This window comes from Flavobacterium sp. H4147 (assembly GCF_029360735.1).
GTDB lineage: Bacteria > Bacteroidota > Bacteroidia > Flavobacteriales > Flavobacteriaceae > Flavobacterium > Flavobacterium endoglycinae.
This window is the reverse complement of sequence record NZ_JARKNB010000004.1, coordinates 393,812-417,987: the sequence shown is the minus strand read 5'-3', so window position 1 is coordinate 417,987 and position 24,176 is coordinate 393,812. Positions and strand designations below refer to the sequence as shown.

At 34.4% G+C, this 24,176-nt stretch carries 21 protein-coding genes and 1 tRNA gene; 15 read left to right on the top strand and 7 right to left on the bottom strand.

The annotated features are described in order from the left end of the window. Positions 1–6: 6 nt before the first annotated feature. From P2W75_RS19210 to P2W75_RS19180, 7 genes are all read left to right on the top strand, one after another. Positions 7–429, top strand: coding sequence for a DUF1801 domain-containing protein (locus tag P2W75_RS19210; protein WP_276381709.1), 423 nt, complete (start codon positions 7–9; stop codon positions 427–429). Position 430: 1 nt separating this feature from the next. Then, on the top strand, positions 431–1,534 hold the full coding sequence (locus tag P2W75_RS19205) for an MBL fold metallo-hydrolase (RefSeq protein ID WP_276381708.1): 1,104 nt from the start codon (positions 431–433) through the stop codon (positions 1,532–1,534). A gap of 173 nt (positions 1,535–1,707) precedes the next feature. Beyond that, on the top strand, positions 1,708–2,832 hold the full coding sequence (locus P2W75_RS19200) for a lactonase family protein (RefSeq protein ID WP_276381707.1): 1,125 nt from the start codon (positions 1,708–1,710) through the stop codon (positions 2,830–2,832). Positions 2,833–2,889: 57 nt separating this feature from the next. Further along, complete coding sequence (locus tag P2W75_RS19195; RefSeq protein ID WP_276381706.1) at positions 2,890–3,471, top strand: TIGR00730 family Rossman fold protein; 582 nt, start codon at positions 2,890–2,892, stop codon at positions 3,469–3,471. Between the two features lie 106 nt (positions 3,472–3,577). Beyond that, positions 3,578–4,045: an SRPBCC family protein gene (locus P2W75_RS19190; protein ID WP_207295314.1), complete on the top strand. Its 468-nt coding sequence runs from the start codon at positions 3,578–3,580 to the stop codon at positions 4,043–4,045. Positions 4,046–4,483: 438 nt separating this feature from the next. Next, positions 4,484–4,852 (top strand): DUF1801 domain-containing protein, encoded by a 369-nt coding sequence (locus P2W75_RS19185; RefSeq protein ID WP_276381705.1) that lies wholly within the window; start codon positions 4,484–4,486, stop codon positions 4,850–4,852. A 5-nt stretch (positions 4,853–4,857) separates the two neighbouring features. Beyond that, complete coding sequence (locus P2W75_RS19180; RefSeq protein WP_276381704.1) at positions 4,858–5,541, top strand: 2'-5' RNA ligase family protein; 684 nt, start codon at positions 4,858–4,860, stop codon at positions 5,539–5,541. Between the two features lie 60 nt (positions 5,542–5,601). Here the strand turns inward: P2W75_RS19180 and P2W75_RS19175 are convergent, their stop codons facing one another. The 3 genes from P2W75_RS19175 to P2W75_RS19165 all read right to left on the bottom strand — a co-directional run bounded on the left by P2W75_RS19175 (position 5,602) and on the right by P2W75_RS19165 (position 8,898). Further along, positions 5,602–5,967, bottom strand: a complete 366-nt coding sequence (locus P2W75_RS19175; protein WP_276381703.1) for a VOC family protein — start codon at positions 5,965–5,967, stop codon at positions 5,602–5,604. Positions 5,968–5,988: 21 nt separating this feature from the next. Further along, on the bottom strand, positions 5,989–6,666 hold the full coding sequence (locus tag P2W75_RS19170) for a DUF2625 domain-containing protein (RefSeq protein ID WP_239023093.1): 678 nt from the start codon (positions 6,664–6,666) through the stop codon (positions 5,989–5,991). A gap of 84 nt (positions 6,667–6,750) precedes the next feature. Then, positions 6,751–8,898 carry a cation:proton antiporter gene (locus P2W75_RS19165; RefSeq protein ID WP_276381702.1) on the bottom strand — a complete coding sequence of 716 codons (2,148 nt, stop codon included), beginning with the start codon at positions 8,896–8,898 and terminating at the stop codon, positions 6,751–6,753. Between the two features lie 282 nt (positions 8,899–9,180). On the opposite strand from P2W75_RS19165, the gene P2W75_RS19160 reads away from it, so the two are divergent. The 8 genes from P2W75_RS19160 (at position 9,181) to P2W75_RS19125 (ending at position 21,057) form a co-directional block, all read left to right on the top strand. Continuing rightward, positions 9,181–10,608 carry an L-serine ammonia-lyase gene (locus P2W75_RS19160; protein WP_276381701.1) on the top strand — a complete coding sequence of 476 codons (1,428 nt, stop codon included), beginning with the start codon at positions 9,181–9,183 and terminating at the stop codon, positions 10,606–10,608. A gap of 109 nt (positions 10,609–10,717) precedes the next feature. Beyond that, on the top strand, positions 10,718–11,911 hold the full coding sequence (locus tag P2W75_RS19155) for an SH3 domain-containing protein (RefSeq protein ID WP_276381700.1): 1,194 nt from the start codon (positions 10,718–10,720) through the stop codon (positions 11,909–11,911). 50 nt (positions 11,912–11,961) lie between these two features. Further along, positions 11,962–12,780, top strand: coding sequence for a 3-methyl-2-oxobutanoate hydroxymethyltransferase (gene panB, locus P2W75_RS19150; RefSeq protein ID WP_276381699.1), 819 nt, complete (start codon positions 11,962–11,964; stop codon positions 12,778–12,780). A 182-nt stretch (positions 12,781–12,962) separates the two neighbouring features. Further along, positions 12,963–13,652: an RluA family pseudouridine synthase gene (locus P2W75_RS19145; RefSeq protein WP_276381698.1), complete on the top strand. Its 690-nt coding sequence runs from the start codon at positions 12,963–12,965 to the stop codon at positions 13,650–13,652. A gap of 77 nt (positions 13,653–13,729) precedes the next feature. After that, on the top strand, positions 13,730–15,058 hold the full coding sequence (locus tag P2W75_RS19140) for an aldehyde dehydrogenase (RefSeq protein ID WP_207295304.1): 1,329 nt from the start codon (positions 13,730–13,732) through the stop codon (positions 15,056–15,058). A 123-nt stretch (positions 15,059–15,181) separates the two neighbouring features. After that, the gene (locus P2W75_RS19135) at positions 15,182–15,976 is read left to right on the top strand and encodes a hypothetical protein (RefSeq protein ID WP_276381697.1); all 795 of its coding nucleotides are present in this window, start codon (positions 15,182–15,184) and stop codon (positions 15,974–15,976) included. Positions 15,977–16,063: 87 nt separating this feature from the next. Then, on the top strand, positions 16,064–20,116 hold the full coding sequence (locus P2W75_RS19130; RefSeq protein ID WP_207295302.1) for a PAS domain S-box protein: 4,053 nt from the start codon (positions 16,064–16,066) through the stop codon (positions 20,114–20,116). Positions 20,117–20,208: 92 nt separating this feature from the next. Next, positions 20,209–21,057, top strand: coding sequence for a neutral zinc metallopeptidase (locus tag P2W75_RS19125; protein WP_276381696.1), 849 nt, complete (start codon positions 20,209–20,211; stop codon positions 21,055–21,057). Positions 21,058–21,422: 365 nt separating this feature from the next. On the opposite strand, the gene P2W75_RS19120 is transcribed toward P2W75_RS19125, so the two are convergent. The 4 genes from P2W75_RS19120 to P2W75_RS19105 form a co-directional block, all read right to left on the bottom strand. Beyond that, a tRNA-His gene (locus P2W75_RS19120) sits at positions 21,423–21,496 on the bottom strand. 66 nt (positions 21,497–21,562) lie between these two features. Continuing rightward, complete coding sequence (bshB1, locus tag P2W75_RS19115) at positions 21,563–22,279, bottom strand: bacillithiol biosynthesis deacetylase BshB1 (protein WP_276381695.1); 717 nt, start codon at positions 22,277–22,279, stop codon at positions 21,563–21,565. Positions 22,280–22,481: 202 nt separating this feature from the next. Next, positions 22,482–23,552, bottom strand: coding sequence for a chorismate-binding protein (locus tag P2W75_RS19110; protein ID WP_276381694.1), 1,071 nt, complete (start codon positions 23,550–23,552; stop codon positions 22,482–22,484). A gap of 3 nt (positions 23,553–23,555) precedes the next feature. Then, positions 23,556–23,987 (bottom strand): PaaI family thioesterase, encoded by a 432-nt coding sequence (locus P2W75_RS19105; RefSeq protein ID WP_207295298.1) that lies wholly within the window; start codon positions 23,985–23,987, stop codon positions 23,556–23,558. Positions 23,988–24,176: the final 189 nt, after the last annotated feature.

Here is a 24,176-nt window from a genome sequence, read left to right as displayed (position 1 = left end):
CTGAAAATGGCTAAAAATAAAACCACCGAAACCGAAAACAGTGTTACTGATTTTATAAACGCTGTAGCAGATGAAACCAAAAGAAATGACGCCTTTGAACTGCTGAAAATTATACAAAAAACAACTGGTTTTGAATCCAAAATGTGGGGACCCAGCATTATTGGTTTTGGAAGTTATCATTACATATACGACAGCGGACATGAAGGTGATGCGCCTTTAGTGGGATTTTCTCCCAGAAAAGATGCCATTTCACTTTATCTTTCTTCTTCTTTTGAAAACAAAGACGAATTACTTTCTAAATTTGGAAAATACAAAGCTGGAAAAAGCTGTATTTACATTAAAAAACTAGACGATATTGATCCTGAAATCTTAAAAGAAATGATTTCAGTTTCGGTTTCTTATTTACAAAAATTATATCCTTCAAAATAAAATGATCACATTTTTAATTCTGTTATTTTTACTAGCCGTTGCCACTTACGGTTTTTTACAACATCCAAAATTCGGAAAAGCACCCAATGGCGAACGTTTAACTTTAATTCAAAATTCGCCGCAATACAAAAACGGAAAATTTGAAAACCTTTCTTTTACTCCCGATTTAGCTGAAGGGGCAAGTTTTTCAAAAGTTTTATTTGAATTCTTTTTCAAAAAAGTAAACCGCAAAATCCCAACCGATTTGATTCCGTCTGTAAAAACCAATTTAAAAGAACTTCCTCTTCATCAAGATGTTTTAGTTTGGTTTGGACATTCGTCTTATTTTATTCAGCTGGAAGGAAAACGCTTTTTAATCGATCCCGTTTTCAGCGGTAACGCCTCTCCTATTCCCGGCACTACAAAATCTTTTAAAGGATCAGATATTTATACGGTTGATGATTTGCCGGAAATCGATTATTTATTGATCACTCACGATCATTACGATCATTTGGATTATAAAACCATTTTAAAACTTAAACCAAAAACAAAAAAAATAATCACCGCACTGGGTGTGGGTTCGCATTTTGAGTTTTGGGGATTTCCTTCTGAAAATATCATCGAAAAAGACTGGTACAATACAATCAAATTAGATGAAAATTTAACGCTGCATACTACGCCTTCAAGACATTTTTCGGGCAGAAGTTTTAAACGCTGCAACACACTTTGGACATCTTTTGTTTTAGAAAGTAACGATTTCAAAATGTATCTGGGCGGCGACAGCGGTTACGATACCCATTTTGCTGAAATCGGCGAAAAATACGGTCCGTTTGATATTGTTTTACTCGATAACGGGCAATACAACAAAAACTGGAAATACATTCATAATATGCCAGAAGATGTGATAAAAGCCATGAAAGATTTAAAAGCCAAAAGAGCTTTTCCTGTTCATTCGTCTAAGTTTGCCCTATCGCTTCACGCTTGGGACGAACCTTTAAAAACTGTAACTGAATTGAATAGTTTATCTGAAAACCCTATTTTATTAATCACGCCAATGATAGGTGAAGCTGTTGAATTAAAAAATGATAAACAAGTATTTCAACAATGGTGGAAAAACATAAATTAATTGTGAATGGTAAGTTGTGAAATGCCTGGCTTGAAACTTTGAAAATTACCATTTTACATGTCTCCCTGAGCGAAGTCGAAGGGCGAAAAGTTTGGTTCTAAATAAAGTTTCGAGTTACTAAATCGGACTTCGACTTCGCTCAGTCTGACATATCTAATCTTAAATCTTTAAACTTGAAACTAAAAATCAATATAACAGCACTTTTGTTTTTCATTACTATTTCCGCTTTCTCTCAAAATACTTACGTCTTTTTAGGATCTTATAATCGTGATAAATCGGCGGAAGCCATTCAAATCTATCAATTGGATACCTTAAATGGAAAGCTGACGAAAGTAACTTCGGCAAAAAACATTATTAATCCTTCTTATTTAACCGTTTCTCCAAATGGAAAATACGTTTATGCATGTACCGATACCAAAACGCCAAACGCCGGAAGCGTAAGCAGTTTTGAATTTAATCCCGAAAATAAAACATTGACTTTTTTAAACAGTCAGAGAAGCGTTGGCGAAAATCCAGTGTATGTCAGCGTTCATAAAAACGGAAAATGGCTCGCCAATGCCAATTATACAGAAGGAAGTGTTTCCGTTTATCCGCTTTTAGAAAACGGCAAAATCGATTCTATTGTACAGAATTTTCAATACATGGATGGAAGCACTCATAAAGAGAGACAAACCAGATCTCACGTGCATTCGGCTGTGTTTTCCCCAGAATGTGATTTTTTGTTTTTACCCGATTTAGGTGCCGATAAAATTCGTTGTTACGCATTCGATTCTAATCTGAAAAAACCTTTAGTGGAAACGCAAAATCCATTCACCAAAACTGATCTTGAAGCTGGACCAAGACATTTTACATTTCATCCCAATCAGAAATTTGGATATTGTATTGAAGAAATGGCAGGTCAAATAAGTGTTTACAAATACGAAAATGGTATTTTAAACAAAATTCAGCGCATTGCGACACATCCTGACAACATAAAAGAAGGTTTTGAAAGTTCTGATATTCATATTTCACCGGATGGAAAATTTCTATACGCCACAAACCGCGGAAAAGAAAACAATATTGCCATTTTTTCAATTGATGAAAATGGTCTGCTAAAAAATATTGGTTATCAATCGACTTTAGGAAAACATCCTCGAATTTTTGCAATTGATGAAAGCGGGAAATTTTTAGTGGCTACAAATGTTACGACTGGAAATATAATCGTTTTTAAAAGAGATTTGAAAACTGGGCTTCTGAGAAAAACAGGAAAACAAATTAAAATGGAAAACGTTTCCTGCGTGCAGATTAAGAAGATTTAGAAATAAAATATTTTTTCACATCTGGACATTTTCACAAATTCACAAAAAATAAAAAACATGAAAAATATAACCGTTTTCTGCGGTTCCAGTTTTGGTACCGATGAAATTTTTAGAGAACAAGCAGCATTACTAGGAAAAACACTGGCAAAACAAAATTTAGGTTTGGTTTACGGAGGTGCAAACGTAGGTTTAATGGGTGCTGTGGCCGATGGCGCTTTAAGCGAAAAAGGAACCGTAATTGGTGTTCTCCCAAATTTTCTAAGATCAAAAGAAATCGCACATCTTGGTTTAACCGAGTTGATTTTAGTAGAGAGCATGCACGAACGAAAAACCAAAATGAATGAGTTATGCGATGGTGTAATTGCGCTTCCGGGTGGTTTTGGTACTTTGGAAGAGCTTTTCGAAATGATTACTTGGGCACAATTAGGACTTCATAAAAAGCCAATTGCCGTATTGAATATAAACGGATTCTACGATTCGCTTATCGAATTACTGCAAACCATGACTGAAAAAGGTTTACTAAAAGAAGCCAACCAAAAAATGCTTTTGGTAAGTGACAATATCGACGATCTGCTGGAGAAAATGAGAAATTATACACCGCCAACCGTTGGTAAATGGATTGACCCGCAAAAGTCATAAGTTATGAAGTTATACGTTATGTGTTAAAAGAGTAAATGTGAAAATAAAAAATTTAGAATTATATTTACGTTTCACTTCTAACACTTAACTTCAAACCTATAAAACAATGAAAACAGAAAACAATAAATATGCAAAGGCCGAAATGCTGATTAGAAAACCTGTTTCTGAAGTTTTTCAAGCTTTTATTGATCCCGAAATCACTCGTAAATTCTGGTTTACAAAAGGTTCTGGGAAATTAGAGGAAAATCAAAAAACAGAATGGACTTGGGAAATGTATGGTTTCTCGCTTTCCGTTACCACGTTGGTTGTACAAGAAAATAAAAAAATAGTGATTGAATGGGGAAATCCTGATGAAATAACTTTAGTAGAATGGGTTTTTAGTCCGCTGGATGAAAACGAAACTTTTGTCAGTATCACGAACTCTGGTTTTCAAGGCGATACTGATAAAATAATCGATCAAGTCCGAAATTCAACGGAAGGTTTTACATTAGTTTTAGCTGGTGCAAAAGCCTATTTGGAACACAATTTACTATTGAATTTAGTTTTAGATCGTTTTCCGAAAGGACTTGCTTAATTCTATTTAATCGAAAAGATTTATCAATTCTGTGTAAAAATTTAACCGCAAAGAACGCAAAGGTTTACGCAAAGTACGCGAAGTTCTTTTTTTGAGGATCATTAAATGAAAAGATCGCAAAGCTTTTTTTACACAAAACTCCTTTGCGAACTCAATATATAGATACAGTTTAAGTTGGTAATTAAAATATCTTAGCGAACTCTGCGTAAAAAATTTAGCTGCAAAGAACGCAAAGGTTTACGCAAAGAACGCGAAGTTGTTTTTTGAGAATCATTAAATGAAAAGATCGCAAAGCTTTTTTTACACAAAACTCCTTTGCGAACTCAATATATAGATACAGTTTAAGTTGGTAATTAAAATATCTTAGCGAACTCTGCGTAAAAAATTTAACCGCAAAGGAAAGTAACTTGAAACCTAAACTTAAAACAAAAAAATGTTATGGAAGTTAAAAAACCAGAAAACATAGACGAGTACATTGGTAGTTTTCCAAATGATGTTCAAGAAATTTTAGAAAAAATCAGAAACACCATTCAAAAAGCGGCTCCAGATGCCAAAGAAAAAATCAGCTATTCAATGCCGGCTTTTGAACAAAACGGAATCGTGGTGTATTTTGCTGCTTTTAAAAATCATATCGGACTTTATGCACTTCCAAGCGGACATGAAGAATTTAAGGAGCAACTTTCGAAATACAAATCCGGTAAAGGTTCTGTTCAGTTTCCTTTAAAAGATCCGATGCCTTATGATTTGATTACCAAAATCGTAAAATTTAGAGTGAAAGAAAATCTAGAAAAAGCGAAAAAGAAATAACTTCAATGAATTTAACCGAACATTACAACGAGCTTTACAAAACATCTTCTGAAACTATTTCAAAAGGGAAGTATTCCATAGATTCTGAGATTAAAAAAGAATCCTATTCACGATTTGGAATTACATTGCTTATTCGTCCAAACGAGGAAATAAAAACCAATATTCAATCTTTCATGCAGGAATTGAAAGAAGCTGAACCCGAACAATATTTTTACCCAGATTCTGATATTCATATTACTGTAATGTCGATTATTTCTTGTTCGGAACAATTTACCTTAAATCAGATTTCGCCAAACGATTACATTCAGCTCATTTGTAAAAGCATGGTAGATGTTGATAAAATCACGATTCAATTGAAAGGGGTTACAGCCTCACCTTCTGCTTTAATGATTCAAGGATTTCCAACTGATGAAACTTTGAATAATTTACGAAATAAACTCCGCGAAGATTTTAAAAATTCAGATTTACAGCAAAGTATCGACAGCCGCTACACGATTTCAACGGCGCATTCTACGATAATGCGTTTTCAGGAAAAACTTCATAATCCAGAAAAATTAATTCAAATTGCAGATAAATTCCGTGATTATGATTTTGGAGAATTTAATGTAAAAAGTTTAGAATTGGTTTACAATGATTGGTACCAGCGCAAAAACAATACAAAAGTTCTAGGCGAATTTTGTTTACGATAAATTGAATTTCGTTTTCATGAAATAAAATGAAAAATTCGTGAATTCGTGGCTAACAAAAATTTACTTTTTAAATACGCCAAAATGCCATAAAACGCCAGAGGGATCGTGCAGAAAACATTCGCTTCCCCAATCTAAATATCGAATGGGTGTCAGTTTTACTCCTTCGTATTTTTCAGGAAGATGTAAAGCTAAAAGTTCGCTGTAATAACGTTCAACATCATCAACTTCTACAAAAATCATTGTGTTTTCAATCCATTCCTTGGCATAATAATCTTGAAGATAAAAAGCAGTTTCGCCGCTTTTAAAAACCGAAAAATTAGATTCTAGAACAACTTCTTCAAATCCCAAATCACGATAAAAACTTCTTGATAATTCAAAATTTTTCGCTCCAATAAAAGGCCTGATTGATTTTATATTGTGATTCATTTTGTATGTCTTTTGAAATTATTATTTAGCAAATCCGAGTTGCTTTCTCAAATCTAAATTCAAACTATATTGTTCTTGAATAGAAATTACTTTTCGTGAATTTTTATTGATATCGCTTCCTTCCGCTGTCCACAAAAACGGATAAAAATTAAAAACTTCGTCGCCTTTTATTTTAGAAACTTCATCTCTCCAGCCGTTCCATCTATTTCCTTCATAAAATTTATCCAGATCATTATTAAAACAAAACCCTAAAAATTCCGAATACGTGATATCAAGCGGTTCGTATTCAAGATTGTCAGGAGAGAAATAGTAAATTTTTCCCGTATCGGCACCTAATCCGCCTCCATTTAAAAGATAAAACCCGCCAATAGCATCATCGGCAATTAACAGATAAGGCGCAGCTTCTCCAAATTCGTTAAAAGCTTTTCCTTTATTCCAATCCGGAAGCGAGCGGTTAAATTTGGCATTTCCAGAACCTAAAATTCTAATCCATCCGTCATCAACCAAAAGTCCGCCAGTCATGTACACAACTGCTCCCATTGATGAACGGGTTGTAACCTGCGTTTTGTACAAAGCGTCTTTTGCTTTAGCAGGATCAACGGGTAAGATTTCAACCTTGTTTTGTGCTGTTTTAATCCAGTCTTCTACAAGTACCCAGCCTGGATCATTTTTATCTATTAGTTCTTCTACTTTCTTCATTTTATTTTGTGCTGTGGTAAAAAAATTTATCAATAGCAATGCGATAAACGAAAATTTTCTTGTCATTAATTACAGGATTATTCTTTAATTCTTTTTTAGGATATTCCCCAAGCCTCGGCTAATCTGTTCGATAGCTTCCAAACCTTTCGTTAGAGGTGTTGCTGTGAAATCTTCATAAGCATCCATGGCACTTTCTTTTCGCTCATCTTGAGGGTAAACCAAAAGAATGTTATTATCACTGAAGAGCTTATCAAATTTTTGGGGCAATCGATCAAAAATAGAAAGATACGATACAGAACCTTTTCTCGACAAATTAAAAACAATTAAATCTGTTGGTTTTATATCATTTGAAATGGAATCAAAACTATCCCAGTCCGAAACATTTTTGAAACCAATTTTAGCATTTAAACGCAGATGATTTGCAATATTCTGAATGGCCTGATTTGTTTTCTCATCGGCATAAAGTACAATCGGAATGCTTAATTCCTGCGATAATCGGGAAATCTTCTGCAATAATAAATGAAATCCAGCACCTCTTTCTGAAAAAGGCGGACATATAAAAACGAGTCTTTTTTCTTCAATAAAATTTTTAGGGAATCGGCAGATGAACAAATTCTTATCGACATTATTAATAATAGAATCGACATTTTCTCCAAAAATTTTATCTAAGAAACCAGTCTTTTTCGGCCAGCCTACAATCACAATATCCGACATGATTTCTTTTGAAGTCCTTGCGATTCCACTTGCCGGATTATGATCGATTCGGGCAATTGTATTTATTTTTACTTCCGAAGCAGAACCTTGAATCACAAATTTATCCGCTGCTTTTCGGTATTTCATGATGTTCTCTTCGGCTTTACTATTATTCGGAACAATCGTTAATAATGTCACAGGATTTGATGATTTTTTATCTTTTATTAGAAGCGCAAAATCTAATAAACTGGCTGCTGCCGACGTTTTTGCCAGCGGAATTAAAATATGTTCGTCTAAAATTTGATCTTTTTCGGCATCTTCATGTGAAAATTCTTCTTCGCAGATCGCAATTTTTTTCGCTGCTTTTTCGGTGGCAAAAGAAGCTACAATACAAGTAATTAAAATTAAAATAATGGTTCCATTCAAGATGTTTTCATCAAGGATTTTAGCTTTAAAACCTACTAGAATTACGGCCAGAGTTGCGGCAGCGTGTGCACTGCTCAATCCGAAAATCAACTGTCTTTCGGTTTTCGAATATTTAAAAACAACTTGTGTAAAAAAGGCTGCAATCCATTTCCCGAAAATAGCCACGACACTTAATGTTCCAGCGACAATTAAAGCAGTTGGTCCGCTTAAGATTACGCTTACATCAACCAGCATTCCCACAGAAATCAGGAAAAACGGAATAAACAAGGAGTTCCCTATAAATTCAATTCGGTTCATTAAAGCAGAAGAATGCGGAATTAACGGATTCAATGCCAATCCGGCCACGAAGGCACCAATGATAGGCTCTACTCCTGCTACTTCGGCTAAAAATGCCGCAAAGAAAACTACCGAAAGCACAAAAATATAATGGGCGTGTTTTTCACTTTCCAGTTTCTTGAAGAACCATTTGGCAATTCTTGGAATTACCAAAAACATAATGGCTGAGAAAATAGCCAGCGAAATGCCTAATTTGATCCAAAATGCCTGATTTAAATTTCCCTGACTGCTTCCCATGATAACTGCCAGAATAATCAAAACCGCGGTATCAGTCAAAATAGTCCCTCCCACTGTTATGGCAACTGCTTGATTTTTGGCAATTCCCATTTTACTTACAATAGGATACGCCACCAAAGTATGCGTGGCAAACATACTAGCGGTTAAAAAACTAGCATTAAAATCGTATTTGAGTAAATAAAAACAAACCGGAAATCCTATGGAAAGCGGCAGTATAAAGGTAAAAAAACCGAATAAGAGCGATTTATTTCTATTGGCTTTAAACTCATTCATATCGAGTTCAAGTCCGGCAATAAACATGATATACAAAAGTCCGATTGTAGAGAATAAATCAACGGCTGAGTTTTTTGCCAGAATATTTAAACCATGCGGACCAATAACAACTCCTGAAAGTATCAAACCAATGATTCCGGGAATATTAATCTTTTTTAATAAAATTGGACTCAGCAGAATTATGAAAAGTATCAATGAAAAAATTAATACTGGATTGCTAAGTGGTAATTCGAATTCGTGTAATAGATGTCTGAAAAATTCTATCATAGGTAACTTCTTGTGGTATTAATAATCGTAGAAAGACTTTTTTCAGAATTAAAACGAAAGAAAAGCATCATCAGAAAGGGTTATTTTTTAGATTCAACTTCCTCACAAAAATACCGAAAAAACGGGAACTTTCTACGCAATCTGCATATTAAGGAATTAAATTTATTTCGTTGCCGAATTATTAAAATTTAATATCTTTTTTAACAAAACCGCAACATTAACAATCAAAAACGATTCATCATTGCATTATTCAATTATCTTTGTAATAACAAAATTGTAACAATGGAAGAATGTATCTCTGTATTTGATATGCTTAAAATTGGTGTTGGACCTTCATCCTCACACACTTTGGGTCCTTGGAGAGCCGCAGAACGTTTTTTGGGAGAGCTGAAAAACGAAGCTATTTTAGATCAGATTTCGAGAGTAAAAGTCGATTTGTATGGGTCACTTTCTTTAACCGGAAAAGGCCATGCTACTGATTTATCAGTAATGCTGGGTTTAAGCGGACAAGATCCTGAATATATTCCGGTAGAAAATATCGCTGGAATTATTAAAACAATTGAAGATACAAACGAAATCAATCTGGCTGATGAATATAAAATTCCGTTTTATTTTCTTCAGGACATTGTTTTCAATAAAGAGTTTCTTCCTTTTCATGCTAACGGATTAAAATTTACCGCATATAAAAATGACGGTTCGGAATACGAATCTACTTTTTATTCTATTGGCGGTGGTTTCGTGGTAAAAGAAGAACGCGAAAATGCAAAGAAAAAAGAAGTCATAAAATGTGCTTTCCCGTTTCCGGTTCAAAACGCGGTGGAGTTATTAAATTATACCGTTTCTGAAAACAAATCGATTTCTGAAATTGTATATGAAAATGAAAAATCAATGCGTTCTGAAGCAGAAATTCATTCCGAATTGATGCGTATCTGGAATACAATGTTGGAATGTATGTACATTGGCTGTCATTCGGAAGGCATTCTTCCGGGCGGATTACACGTGCGAAGAAGAGCTTTTGACATGCACCAAAATCTTATCGGACTTTCTAATTATACTGACCCTCAGTCCTGGCTGGAAGAAATCAGAAAAACGGAAGTTAAATTCCGCCAGATTTTAAAATGGGTAAGTTGTTTTGCTTTGGCCGTGAATGAAGTAAATGCTTCTTTAGGGCGTGTTGTAACAGCGCCAACCAACGGAAGCGCTGGAGTAATTCCTGCCGTTTTAATGTATTATATGGTGATTGAAAACCACAATGCTGGCGAAAAAGAAATCAAACAATTTTTGATGGTTGCCGGAGAAATTGGAAGTATTTTCAAGAAAGGTTCTACTATTTCTGCTGCAATGGGAGGCTGTCAGGCCGAAATTGGCGTTTCGTCCTCTATGGCCGCTGCGGCTTTATGCGAATTAATGGGCGGAACTCCTGCTCAGGTTTTAATGGCTGCCGAAATTGCAATGGAACATCATTTGGGTTTAACCTGCGATCCAATTGGCGGTTTGGTGCAGATTCCGTGTATCGAAAGAAATACAATGGGAGCTATAAAAGCCATAAACGCAGCCGAACTTGCTCTTGAGACCGATTCGAAAAATGCTAAAGTACCGCTTGATAAAGTAATCAACACAATGTGGGAAACAGCAAAAGATATGAACTCAAAATACAAAGAAACCTCTGAAGGTGGACTGGCAATTGCGGTTAATATGGCGGATTGCTAACATTTAAAGTTTGCCGCGAATTTCAAGATTCACACAATTTATTTTTTACACAAATGCATACATTTGTGGAATTAGTGAAATTCGCGGCAAAAAAAAATCAAAATATTTCATGAAAAAACTTTACTTTCTAATTGCATTATTTCTTTCTCTTGTATTGCATTCACAGGAACGTTATTTTCTAAATTCAGATACTCGACTGTATACTTCCCCAAATTCCACTTCTTTTTTAGGATATTTTAAATATGGTGCCGAAGTGCATTTATTATCTGAAAGTCAGAATGGCTGGTACAAAGTGCAAGCAGATAATTTTAATGAAGGATATGTTCAGGAAAAGTTTGTTGCCACAAGGTTAAATGCAAAAGACGTTAAAATAAAAGATCCTGAAAATCCAATTTTAGAAGGCGGCGATAATTATTATGGCGGGAATCATTTTTTTGTTCTGGCAGCAGGTTTAAAAGCAAGAGCTTTACCTGATAAAAATTCAAAAATCAAAGAAATTTTATTTACAGGTGATCCCGTTCCTGTTGATTATGTGCCGGTAAACGAAAATGACTGGGTAAACATTGGCGGCAATTTTAGTGAGGAATACTCAAAATATACCTTAAGAAAGTTTATTGGGCTTCGTCCGAATTTTGATAGTTTAATCAAAGATTTTGACAAACTTGATGTCAATGCACTTGCAGATCGCAAAACACTAAGCGAAAGAATTGTAGAATTAGCCTGGAACAGTGATTATTCGAAATTAATTCCGGCGTATCAAAGATATTCTGAAGTGGTCAAGCAAATAAATGATCCTAAATTAATTGCCGACACTGAACTTTATATGGCTATTGCCAAAGGTTTATCCAAACATAAACTACCAGAACAAATTGCAGCATTTGCCCAAAAAGCTGAATATTCGTTAAAAGGTGTAAAAACCAAATCATTATATTTTACTCAAAAAGATCTGGTAAAAATATTTGGACAACCTACTAAAAAAGAAAGCATTGGCGATGAATGCGGCGTTTACCTAAGTGATTTATTTTACTATTATCCAGATTTACAAGCATCTGTAGATGAAAAGAAAAATCAGGCCGAAATTGTAAAGGTTTTTATCAACGAGAACAATAAACTTATATTTAATCCAAATGCAGTTTTAGATCACACATTGTCTGAAAAAGCTTTCATTGAAAAATACGGAACCTATATTGAAGCTTCGATCAAATCACCGCACAACTACTCTATCATTTTGGAAGACAGCCAATTCAGAATCGAATTTAAAGATGGAAAACTATATTCAATCGAAATATTCTTTTATTGCTGATTCCCAATTTGCAATTATTCAATACTTTTACATCATCAAAAAAAATTAAAATGTCAGTAGCAAAAAAAGATTATAAAAGAATCACAACAAAGTCATTAATTGAAATGAAAAGCAATGGAGAAAAAATTTCTATGCTTACCGCGTATGATTTCACAATGGCTAAAATTGTTGATACTGCCGGAGTCGATGTGATTTTGGTTGGTGATTCTGCTTCCAATGTTATGGCGGGTCATGAAACGACTCTTCCAATTACTTTAGACCAAATGATTTACCACGCATCGTCGGTTGTGCGTGCCGTAGAAAGAGGTTTGGTTGTGGTTGATTTGCCTTTCGGAAGTTATCAATCTGATTCAAAAGAAGCGCTTCGTTCTTCTATCAGAATTATGAAAGAAAGCGGTGCTCACGCTGTGAAATTAGAAGGTGGAAAAGAAATTAAAGATTCAATTAGAAAAATATTAAATGCCGGAATTCCAGTTATGGGACATTTGGGTTTAACACCTCAGTCTATTTATAAATTCGGAACTTACAGCGTTCGTGCAAAAGAAGACGAAGAAGCAGAAAAATTAATGGAAGATGCCAAAATGCTTGAAAAAATTGGCTGTTTTGCTGTTGTTCTTGAAAAAATCCCTGCTGAATTAGCTAGAAAAGTAGCCGAAAGTATTTCTATACCAGTTATCGGAATTGGTGCTGGAGGCGGTGTTGATGGTCAGGTTTTGGTTATTCACGATATGTTAGGAATGAATAATGAATTTAGTCCGCGTTTCTTACGCCGTTACTTGAATTTATACGAAGAAATGACAAAAGCAATCGGACAATATGCTGCTGATGTAAAATCTCAGGATTTCCCTAATGAGAGAGAACAATATTAATTTTTAGGTACTAAGCTGCTAAGGTTCTGAGATACTAAGTTTTTTTCTTAGGCTCAAAGATGCAAAGCAACAAAGGTTCAAAGGTTTTAAAATATAAATTGCCTCCAGCTAAAGCTGGAGGTTTATTTTTAAGGCTTCGCAAGGCTTTAGCCAAACTTCTCCATATAATTGAAATTCTCATTATGAAAATAGTTTCAAACAAAAATAATTTACAAATCCTGCACGAAGACAATCACATTATTGTGGTCAACAAACGTGTAGGCGATATTGTACAAGGCGATAAAACGGGAGATAAACCTTTATCTGATGTGGTAAAGGAATATATAAAAGAAAAATACAATAAACCTGGAGATGTTTTTCTGGGCGTCATTCATCGTTTGGACAGACCCACAACAGGAATTGTAGCTTTTGCCAGAACCAGTAAAGCTTTATCGCGAATGAATGAATTATTCAGCAATCGTGAAACTAAAAAAACCTATTGGGCTGTCGTTAAAAACAAACCAAAAGAAGCATCTGCCAAATTGGTTCATTACCTTAAAAGAAACGAAAAAAACAATACTTCAAAAGCGCATTTAAAAGAAGTTCCTGATAGTAAATCGGCCAGTTTAGATTACACAATAATCAAAGAACTTCAGAATTATACCGCTCTAGAAATCAATCTTCATACGGGGCGTCATCATCAAATTCGTGCACAATTATCAGCTATTGGATCACCCATAAAAGGCGATTTAAAATACGGGGCCGACAGAAGCAATCCTGATGGAGGCATTCATCTGCATGCTCGAAAATTAGTTTTTGTGCATCCCGTTTCTAAAGAAAATATTACCATTATTGCTCCCGTTCCAGATGATCCTGTTTGGAATGCTATATGACTTTTATGGTTAAAATGTAACGTTTTTTAGTTTTTATGGATTAACTTGCATATCCTAAAAACAAGCTGATTTTAAAAATGGACTATAAAAACGACATCGGATACAGAAAACAAACGCTGAAGAAGTTATTATATAACATTCAAAAAAACGAAGATTTAATCGTTAAGGCTTTATATGATGATTTTAAAAAACCAGAATTTGAAGCTGTTTTAACTGAAACGAATTATGTCATTTCAGATTTAAAAGATACCATCAAAAACATCAGTAAATGGGCAAAACCAAAACGTGTTTTCCCTTCTCTCTTAAATTTTCCTTCAACTGATTATATTTACAAAGAACCTTACGGCAGAGTTTTGATTATTTCGCCGTGGAATTATCCCTTTCAGCTTGCTCTATGTCCGCTTATTGCTGCTGTAGCCGCTGGAAATAAGGTTACTGTAAAACCATCAGAATTAACTCCGCATACCTCAGCCATTATTGCCAAAATTGTCGAAAAAACATTTCATATCAACCATGTTGAAGTGGTAGAAGGCGGAGTGGAAGTTTCGAACAAATTACTGGCAGAACGCTGGGATTATATTTTCTTTACCGGAAGTGTTTCGGTTGGAAAAATTGTAGCCAAAGCCGCTGCCGAAAACCTTACTCCGGTTACATTAGAATTAGGCGGAAAAAACCCTTGTGTTGTTGATGAATCTGCTGATTTAAAACTTGCTGCCAAACGAATTGTCTGGGGAAAATTTATAAATGCCGGCCAAACCTGCATTGCACCCGATTATATTTTGATCCAGAAGAATATGAAGGTTAATTTTATTACTTTCTTAATCGAAGAAATCATAAAAGCATATGGCAAAAAAATAGATAAATCACCAGATTTTGCCCGTATCATCAATACTAAAAATTGGGTTAGGCTTGACCAAATGATTGAACGCGATAAAATAATTTTTGGTGGAGAAACCAATCATGATAAGTTATATATTTCTCCAACTTTAATTGAAGAACCATCTTTGGAAAGTGCTGTTATGAGAGAAGAAATCTTTGGGCCTATTTTACCAATTCTTACCTATGAAACTGAAAACGATATTCATAACATAATTACGAAGTACGAAAAACCTCTCGCGTTTTACATTTTCAGTGAAAATAATTCGTTTGCTAAGAAATTAATTCAAAAATACTCCTTTGGAGGTGGTGCCGTAAACGATACAGTAATCCATTTTTCTAATAAAAGACTGCCTTTTGGAGGTGTTGGACAAAGCGGAATAGGGGCTTATCATGGACAAATGAGTTTTGATACTTTTTCACATCATAAATCGATTGTAAAAAAAGGAAACTGGCTTGATTTACCTATGCGTTACGCACCTTACAAAGACAAATTAGCTTCCATAAAACGAATTTTGGACTGGCTGTAACAGCAGAAAAACAATTTCGTAATGTTTTATAGATTTTCACTCGGAATTAATTTAAAATATTATATTTACGACTGATATCACTATATTAAAACACCTGATACTATAAAACAACTTTACACTTAAATGAAATCTACTCGTGATCAGATTGAAGACATCAAAAGAGATGGCTATTCAATAGACTTTGCTGTTATTTTCGGTTATGCTTTTGAAAATTACAAGAAAATTGCACTTTATTCAGCATTAGTAATTGCCGTATTTACCTTTATCGTATTTTGTGCCGTAATGGGATTGGCAACCGCGTTTTATGGATTACAAGCCATACTAAGTGATTTCACTAATGTTTTAGATTTTCAAAAATTAAATTATGGCCAGCAGATACTATCTACTATTTTCGTATCAGTATTTGTCGCTTTATTTTCTCCGTTAGGAGCAGGATTTCTTGAAATAGCAGATCGTGCTGACAAAGGCGAAAAATTTGATTTCGGGAGTGTTTTTGCCTATTACAAACAACCTTACTTTTTACAACTGTTTTCAGCGGCGCTTATTTTGGCACTCGTAAGTAATGGTATTTCTACTATTATCGATAATTTAGGAATAGCTTATGTGGGAATTGGAGTATCGATAGTGATCTCTTATTTTACATTTTTTACAATACCGTTAATCATTTTTGGAAACTTACCAGCTATAGAAGCTATCAAATCAAGCCTTATTGTAGTTAGTAAAAGTCCGTTTACCATATTTGCTTTATTTGTAGTAGGATTCCTTTGTTCATTGACTGGAGTGATAGGATGTTGTATTGGAATAATTTTTACAATTGTTTTTAATACTTCAATCACATATTCAACTTACTATGCTATTTTCGAAGAACAACAACAACCCGATTCTATTGATTTTATCGGAAAATCGGATTTTGAATAAAAACTGAAAATCTCTGATTATAGAGCATAACCAACTCTTCAGAAATTTTCAAAACGCTGTATACTAAACCAAAGTCCCTCAAAATCTATGGTAACGAACTATAGTTTTTTCAATTTATTGGTTTCAGGAATTACCCGCTTTGGTAATACCCTGAAATCAATTGTGACAAACTGGTACGTTTTCAATTCTGATATTATTTTCTACAATAATCCAAAATTTATCATTCTTGGACTTTCGCTGTTTGGTTTCTTGGGACTCCTTGTGTATCAGTTTTTTAGAATAAAAGCGAAAATTGGTAATTTCATAGAAAAGAAAAAAGAAGCCGAAACAGTTAGTAAAGAATATCAGCTTTATATCTTATTTTTTGGAATCGCAGTTATTGTCATAGAAATCATCAATGAAATCTTCAAAATCAGACCCAAAAGCCTTCTGATTGTAAATGTTTCTATTGGTTTTGCAGTTTTGCTCTGCTATGTGATAACTGATAAAGTAAAATGGCTTCGTGATAAAATACAGCAGATTTTTATTTTCTCCTTTTTTCTTTACATCAGTTATGTATGCTTCAATATCATCAATCTAGCTAATGATGTTGTTCCCATTATCGTTTTCTTGATTTCATTTTTCTTCTCATACAATATTCTAAAACCCATTAAAATTTACTGGGCTTTTGTGAGCATTATTTTTATTTTTCTAGTAGCAACGATTGTATTTCATTTAATTCCGTTAAAATCGTCTATTTTACTACTCAATTTCTGTATACTGATTTTCATTATCAATCAAGTAAAATATGCCGTTTTACTAAACAACAGAAATAATTTCCGATTTGCTAATGAAATCGTTCACAAAGGAAATTCTCTAACTATAGCCACAGATCAAAAAGGCCAGATCTTGTTCTGCAGTGAAACTATTACGCCAATTTTAGGATATCAACCCGAAGAAGTAATGGGACTTAACTTTTGGAAATTTACTAAAAGCGACGAATTCAGCGAAAAAAATGATCCCGAAAATCGGGAAGAAAATAAACTTTATACCCGAAAATTAAAAAGCAAAAACGGAGAATTCAAATACATTCAATGGAAAGATAAAAAGTTCTCTGATGATTTGATTATCAGTATTGGACAAGATGTTACGGAACAGGTTAATGTTCAAGACCAATATAAAAACCTTATCCAGACCGCGACTGATATTATATTCGAAATTGATGCAGAAGGTCATTTTACTTTTATAAATGAATTTGCGTATGCGCTTTTGGGGTATGCCGAAGACGAAATAATCAACAAACATTATTCAAACTTTATTCATGAAAAATATTCTTTGAGTGCCGTTGATTTTTATGAAAATTTTGAAAGCAACGGCGCTAATTTCCCTATCATTGAAATTCCGATATTAAAGAAAAATGGTCAGGAATTATGGATTTCCCAGAAAATCATTATCCGTAAAAACGATCTGGGACAAACTATCGGATTTGCGGGAATTGCCCGTGATATTACTGAAATCAAAAATGCTGAAAACGAGAAAAAACGACGACTCGAAAAAATCGAAGCTTTCAACAATTCAACTAAAAAACTCTCGACTACAGATTTCAGCACTTACAATAATTTAGATACAGTTATAGATTACATTATCAAAGAAGCTTCTACAGTCAGTAAAGCCAATAGAGTAAGTTTTTGGAAATATAACAAGGATTTGATTACCTGCAAAAATTTGTACAGCATGGATAATCAAAATCTGAATGATAAAAATATTTTAAGTAAGGAATCCTATCCTATTTATTTTGAAACCCTGCAGAATAAAGCCATTATAAACGCTCCTGATGTTTTTAACAAATTGGAAACTTCAGAATTTGAAAGAGTTTATTTCACCAAAAACCAAATTAAATCCATGCTTGATGTTCCGATATTTTTAAGCGGGCAACTGGCCGGAGTAGTTTGCTTTGAAAGCACAAAAGAACAGCGGGAGTGGGATAATGAAGATATCAATTATGCCAGAACTATTTCAGACGTAATTTCACTTGCCATTTCATCCCAAATGCGTTTGGAAGCCGAGAAGAGACTGGAATTTAAGAGTCAGCTGCTGTCCGCACTTTCGCTTTGTACCGAAAAATTTCTGCTGAGTAAATCAACCGAAGAAATGTTTCAGGAAACGTACGATTTAATTGGAAAAGCTTCCAAAGCAGATCATATGTATTATTACGAAAGGGATTTTTCGACCAATACGGTCAGCCAAAAATACAAATGGTCGCGAAAAGGAATCCGACATCAGATTACGCCTCTGCGACACATGACCGAAGAGAATCTTCAAGAAATCTTTGATGCCGCCAAAAACAAACGCATTTTAAGCTCTTTTACCCGAAAACTCGAAAATGCCTTTTTCAAACAATTACTGCTCGACAATGAAATCAAATCGATTTTGATTCTGCCATTGTACGTTAATGATGAATTTACAGGTTTTATTGGTTTTGATGATTGTACCGAAGAAAGAAAATGGTCTGAAGAAGAAATCTACATCTTCCAGATTTTGGCAAACAACATTTCATCTGCTTTAGAAAGAAACCGAAACGAAAGTAAAATCATTGAAAGTGAAGAAAAATTCAAACTTATTGCCAACAATATCCCAGGAACCGTTTACTTATCTAAGTTTGATGCTTTTTCTACAAAAATCTTTCTAAATGATGAAATCCAAAACCTAACCGGATATTCAAAAACAGAATTTATTGAAAATAACTTATCGTTTTTATCCCTTATTCACCAAGACGACCGCGACGAAGTCATTAACAATCAAATCGACAATCTTCAAAACGGAATGCCTCTGCATAATGTTTACCGTATTAAACGCAAAACAGGCGAATATATCTGGGTGGAAGAATTTGGCGACGTAATTAAGAAAGGCGACGAAATTGAATTTGTGGGTGGAATTTACTTTGACATTACCAATAAAAAAGAAACCGAAGACGCTATTAAAGCCAAACAATTAGCGGAAGCAGCCAATAAATCAAAATCTGATTTTCTGGCTAATATGTCACACGAAATCCGAACGCCGCTAAACGGTATTATTGGTTTTACACATTTATTGATGAAAACCGAATTAGAAGAAATTCAAGAGAAATACATGACTACGATTAATCAGTCGGCACATTCACTGTTGGAGATTATAAACGATATCCTTGATTTTTCTAAAATTGAAGCTGGAAAACTAGAACTTTTTATTGATTTATACGATATTAAAAAAGTTCTCGGGCAAGTATTTGATTTAATCGTGTATGAATCGAACCAGAAAAACCTGCAGCTGGAACTAAACGTCGATCCTAATGTTCCAAAATACATCTGGACCGATATTGTGAGAATCAAACAAATTTTGATCAACCTGCTTTCAAATGCTGTAAAATTTACCAATGAAGGATCAATCAAATTGAATGTTTCGGTTTTAGAAAAAAACAAAAACAACAATTGCACCATACGTTTCTCTGTTATTGATACCGGAATCGGAATTTTAGAAAAAAACCAAAAGAAAATCTTCAAAGCATTTTCGCAGGCAGATAGTTCCACAACCCGAAAATTTGGAGGAACTGGATTAGGATTAACCATTTCAAATCAATTATTAGCCTTAATGGAAAGCCGATTACAGCTTGAAAGTACGATAGGCGAAGGAAGCAACTTCTTCTTTGATTTGAATTTAAAAACCAGTAATCAAAGCATCAGCGAAAAATACAACGCCGAATTTAAAAACATGCAATCCGATTATGACGACGATGAAGACGAACCGGCAAATAAAAATATCCGTTTTCTAATTGTTGAAGACAACAAAGTCAATATGCTGCTTTTAAAAACCATTGTAAAAAACCTGTATAATAATGCTTTTATTTTTGAATGTGAAAATGGATACGAAGCAGTACAGCAGTTTGAATCTATTAATCCAACACTTGTATTTATGGACATTCAGATGCCTATTATGAATGGTTATGAAACCACAAAAGCCATACGAAATACCGTTTTAGGCAAAAACACGCCCATTATAGCCGTAACTGCGGGTGCCGAAAAAGAAGAGCGTAACAAATGTATTTCTGCAGGAATGGATGATTATATCTCAAAACCTATTATGAAAGGAACGGTTGAAGAAACTTTGGTAAAATGGCTGAAATAATTTTTTAAACTAAATCTTATAAATGTTAATTAATTCATAAAAAATATATAAATTCGTACAACAAATAACATATAAGCATAAAACTATTTACTATGAAATGGCAAGGCAGAAGAGAAAGTGATAATGTTGAAGACCGAAGAGGTTTATCTGGAGGAAAAGTCGCTATTGGCGGTGGAGTTATTGGAATCATTATTTTGCTATTAAATGTTTTTGGCGGTGAAACGGGCCAAGCTGTAGGATCTGCTTTAGAACAAATGCAAGGCGGTCAGCCAACACAAACTGAAGCCGCTGCACCTTTGAGCAAGGAAGACAAAGAAATGGGCAGTTTCGTAAAAGTAACCTTGGCCGATACTGAAGACATCTGGGGTAAAATATTCGCTGAACATGGAATGACTTACAAAAGACCTAAATTGGTACTTTTTAGAGGTGCTGTAAATACCGCTTGCGGAGGAGCATCTTCGGCATCTGGACCATTTTATTGTCCGGCAGATCAAATTGTTTATATGGATTTAGGTTTTTTTGAAGAACTTAAAACCAAATTTGGGGCCAAAGGCGGAGATTTTGCTATTGCCTATGTAATTGCTCACGAAATTGGACATCACATTCAGACATTGTTAGGAACATCTGAAAAAATGCGTCGCGATCAGCAGGGAAAAAGTCAGGCCGAAGCTAATAAACTTTCTGTAGCCTTAGAACTTCAAGCTGATTTTTATGCGGGAGTTTGGGCACATTACAATCAAGAAAACTTAGATCCCGATGATATTGATGAAGCGTTAAGTGCAGCAAATGCGGTTGGAGACGATGCTATTCAAAGTAAAATGCAAGGACGTGTAGTTCCCGATTCGTTTACACACGGATCATCTGAACAACGAATGTACTGGTTTAAAAAAGGTTATAAAACTGGCGACATTAAAGAAGGAACTACATTTGAGGAAATCTGATAATACATAAACCAAATATAATAACCATTCCAAAAAGCATAACTTAACCGTTGTGCTTTTTTTTATTAAATACCAATATTAAAAAATTCGGTTTTCTAAAGAGATAAAAATCTTCGTAATTAGCTTTCATAAAGTTTAATAATAATGCTTACGTATTATCTTTGTTAAATTTTAAAACTTTGACAAAGATTCCAATTATTTCTTGAGAAGATTTCCCCTTATCTTAAAATAGCTAGCTTTATAATTCTAAAATAAAAATCCAAATTCCAAATCTTTACATTTTGGAATTTGGATTTTCTATTATTGAAATTTGTTTTCAGCCAAAAACAAAAAAAGCCTTGAATTTCTTCAAGGCTTTAAATCTGGGTGGCTGACCGGGTTCGAACCGGCGACCCGCGGCACCACAAACCGCTACTCTAACCAGCTGAGCTACAACCACCATTTTTGCTTAGCGAGTGCAAATATAGAACAAAGGTTGAGTTCTACAAAGAAAAAAATGAAAAAATTACAATAAATTTTCTAAGCTATTGACTGCCAAACACCTTTCAACTGTAAATCCTTCGGCAAAATCTTTCCCAACTAGCCTTCCCAAGTCCTGCGCACGATAATTTAAACTCTCAAAAAAGTTTTTACTCGTAATTGGCGTTGCAGGTTCATTTGAATTTGGATCGTAAAATTGAGTCTTATACGCCATAATCGCTTCGACTTTCTTTTCTTCGAATCCTGTAATGTCTACAACGAAATCCGGAGTGATATTTTTCCACTGAATATAATGATAAACCACTTTGGGTCTCCAAGCTTCTTGTTTCTCTCCGTCAATCGAAGTTTCAATTTTCATCAAACCCGAAAGAAAACAAGCATCAGAAACTAATTTGCTTCCTTTTCCATGATCGATATGACGATCGTCGACAGCATTACACAATACAATTTCAGGTTTGTACTTACGAATCATTTTAATGACTTCTAATTGGTGTTTTTCATCATTAACGAAAAACCCATCGCGCATGGCCAAATTTTCACGAATCAGAACCCCTAAAATCTTCGCAGCATCTTTTGCTTCCTGATCTCTTATTTCGGCCGTTCCACGCGTTCCTAATTCGCCTCGCGTTAAATCAACAATTCCCACTTTTTTCCCAAGGGAAACTTCTTTTAAAATAGTTCCGGCACAACCTAATTCAACATCATCCGGATGCGCCCCAAAAGCTAATATATCTAGTTTCATTTTTTTGTTTTTTTGTTTATTTTGTTTCAGGTTTCAGGTTTCAAGTTGTCAGGCTGAGCGGAGTCGAAGCCCTTTGTGACCTTCGACTTCGCTCAGGGTGACACACGAATTCAAACTTTGTTTAAAGAGATTCAGTTCTAAAACTTATAATTCATAACTTTTAACTCACAACTCATAACTCATAACTTCTAACTCATAACTTCTAACTCATAACTCTCAAAACCCTTTTCATCGTCATGGATTTATTCACGCTTTCCTCCCATTCTTTTTCGGGAATGCTTTCTTTGGTAATACCGCAGCCCATGTATAAAATGGCTTTAGTTTCCTGAATCTGCATGCATCGTAAATTTACAAATAAATCAGAACTTGCATCAGCTCCAGCAAAAGTGCTGTTTAATTCGCCTAAAAAACCAGTATAAAAAGTACGGTCGTAATTTTCATTTTCGATAATAAACGCTTTCGATTTTTTCTTTGGAAGACCACAAACTGCTGGCGTTGGATGCAAAGTATCAATCACCTCTTCTAAAGTTGAATTATCCTTTAAAACTCCCGAAATATCCGTTTTAATATGCCAGATCGATCCCGCTTTTAAACTGTAAGGTTCAGAAACTACAACCAAAGCTGTAAATTCTCGAAGACGTTTTACAATAAAATCAGTCACAAATTGCTGTTCGTCTTTTTCTTTCTGCTGCCAAACGATTTCAGTTTCATTATTATCCTTCTGCGTCCCTGCCAAAGCCATGGTTTCAAAAACATTTCCATTGGCTTTCAACAGTTTTTCTGGAGTTGCTCCCATCCAAAGTCCGATTTTTGGGTGAAAGAAACAATAACAAAAAGTCGCTGGATATAACTGCACCAAGTGCTGAAATGTTTCAATAAAATCAAATTCGGTTAAAGGCACTTCTTCACTTCGTGACAAAACCACTTTTTTGAATTCTTCATTCTTAATCGCCTGAATTCCCTGCGCGACCAAATATTCATATTGAAATTTAGCTTCCGAATCAGAACTCAAATCATCGATTTCAATAGGTTCAAATGCAGTTATTTCTTTATTCGCAGTAATAATTTCCGATTCATTCTCTGGGATCAGAATTAGTTGTTTTTCATCAAAAGAAGCAAAAACAAATCCTTTTTCGCTATAATCAAAAACGGTGTGCAGCGTATTATTTTGTTGTAAAATCCCAATTAGGTTTGCGGTATTGGGTTTTGAATAAAGTACAAAGGGTAAATTTTGTTCTTTATGATTTTTAATTTTTAAGAAAAATGGATTCATAATTTATTCACTTTTCTTTCTATCTAAAACCATATTCGTCAGTTTGCAAAGTGAAACCAGATTTCCTTCTTCGTCGGTAATTTTGATTTCCCAAAGATGCAGGCTTCTTCCTTTGTGAATAATTCTGGCTGTCCCAAAAACATAACCTTCGCGAATACTTTTTAGATGATTTGCCGAAATTTCGATACCTCTTACCTCCTGCTCTTTTGGATTGATAAAAAAGAAAGAAGCAGCACTTCCAACGCTTTCTGCCAAAGCTACCGAAGCGCCGCCGTGCAACAATCCCATTGGCTGGTGAACACTTGGATTTACAGGCATTTTTGCAGTTAAAAAATCTTCTCCGGCATCGATATATTCTATTTTCAGCGTTTCCATTAATGTGTTTTTTGTAAACTCATTACAGCGCGCCAAAATCTGCTCTTTTGTATGATTCATTAAATTATTCTTTAAAATCGTAAAATTAAAGAAGATATTGACACAAATTGAAAAATCCCATTCGAAAATTAAAAATCAACTTCAAACATGTAAGTTTTTTGTTATTTTTACAAAAACAATCGGAAACTATCTTTGGCTGAAAAATATTTTTTTGCCACTGATTAAACAGATTATTTTCTTTTTGCATAA

What these genes read in the sequence shown, in the direction of transcription:
- P2W75_RS19165 (WP_276381702.1), bottom strand. Translation starts at nt 8,898, where the DNA reads ATGATAGAATTTTTCAGACATCTATTACACGAATTCGAATTACCACTT.
- P2W75_RS19205 (WP_276381708.1), top strand. Translation starts at nt 431, where the DNA reads ATGATCACATTTTTAATTCTGTTATTTTTACTAGCCGTTGCCACTTAC.
- P2W75_RS19105 (WP_207295298.1), bottom strand. Translation starts at nt 23,987, where the DNA reads ATGAATCATACAAAAGAGCAGATTTTGGCGCGCTGTAATGAGTTTACA.
- panB (WP_276381699.1), top strand. Translation starts at nt 11,962, where the DNA reads ATGTCAGTAGCAAAAAAAGATTATAAAAGAATCACAACAAAGTCATTA.
- P2W75_RS19185 (WP_276381705.1), top strand. Translation starts at nt 4,484, where the DNA reads ATGGAAGTTAAAAAACCAGAAAACATAGACGAGTACATTGGTAGTTTT.
- P2W75_RS19125 (WP_276381696.1), top strand. Translation starts at nt 20,209, where the DNA reads ATGAAATGGCAAGGCAGAAGAGAAAGTGATAATGTTGAAGACCGAAGA.
- bshB1 (WP_276381695.1), bottom strand. Translation starts at nt 22,279, where the DNA reads ATGAAACTAGATATATTAGCTTTTGGGGCGCATCCGGATGATGTTGAA.
- P2W75_RS19160 (WP_276381701.1), top strand. Translation starts at nt 9,181, where the DNA reads ATGGAAGAATGTATCTCTGTATTTGATATGCTTAAAATTGGTGTTGGA.
- P2W75_RS19145 (WP_276381698.1), top strand. Translation starts at nt 12,963, where the DNA reads ATGAAAATAGTTTCAAACAAAAATAATTTACAAATCCTGCACGAAGAC.
- P2W75_RS19210 (WP_276381709.1), top strand. Translation starts at nt 7, where the DNA reads ATGGCTAAAAATAAAACCACCGAAACCGAAAACAGTGTTACTGATTTT.
- P2W75_RS19135 (WP_276381697.1), top strand. Translation starts at nt 15,182, where the DNA reads ATGAAATCTACTCGTGATCAGATTGAAGACATCAAAAGAGATGGCTAT.
- P2W75_RS19130 (WP_207295302.1), top strand. Translation starts at nt 16,064, where the DNA reads ATGGTAACGAACTATAGTTTTTTCAATTTATTGGTTTCAGGAATTACC.
- P2W75_RS19180 (WP_276381704.1), top strand. Translation starts at nt 4,858, where the DNA reads ATGAATTTAACCGAACATTACAACGAGCTTTACAAAACATCTTCTGAA.
- P2W75_RS19110 (WP_276381694.1), bottom strand. Translation starts at nt 23,552, where the DNA reads ATGAATCCATTTTTCTTAAAAATTAAAAATCATAAAGAACAAAATTTA.
- P2W75_RS19170 (WP_239023093.1), bottom strand. Translation starts at nt 6,666, where the DNA reads ATGAAGAAAGTAGAAGAACTAATAGATAAAAATGATCCAGGCTGGGTA.
- P2W75_RS19155 (WP_276381700.1), top strand. Translation starts at nt 10,718, where the DNA reads ATGAAAAAACTTTACTTTCTAATTGCATTATTTCTTTCTCTTGTATTG.
- P2W75_RS19140 (WP_207295304.1), top strand. Translation starts at nt 13,730, where the DNA reads ATGGACTATAAAAACGACATCGGATACAGAAAACAAACGCTGAAGAAG.
- P2W75_RS19190 (WP_207295314.1), top strand. Translation starts at nt 3,578, where the DNA reads ATGAAAACAGAAAACAATAAATATGCAAAGGCCGAAATGCTGATTAGA.
- P2W75_RS19195 (WP_276381706.1), top strand. Translation starts at nt 2,890, where the DNA reads ATGAAAAATATAACCGTTTTCTGCGGTTCCAGTTTTGGTACCGATGAA.
- P2W75_RS19175 (WP_276381703.1), bottom strand. Translation starts at nt 5,967, where the DNA reads ATGAATCACAATATAAAATCAATCAGGCCTTTTATTGGAGCGAAAAAT.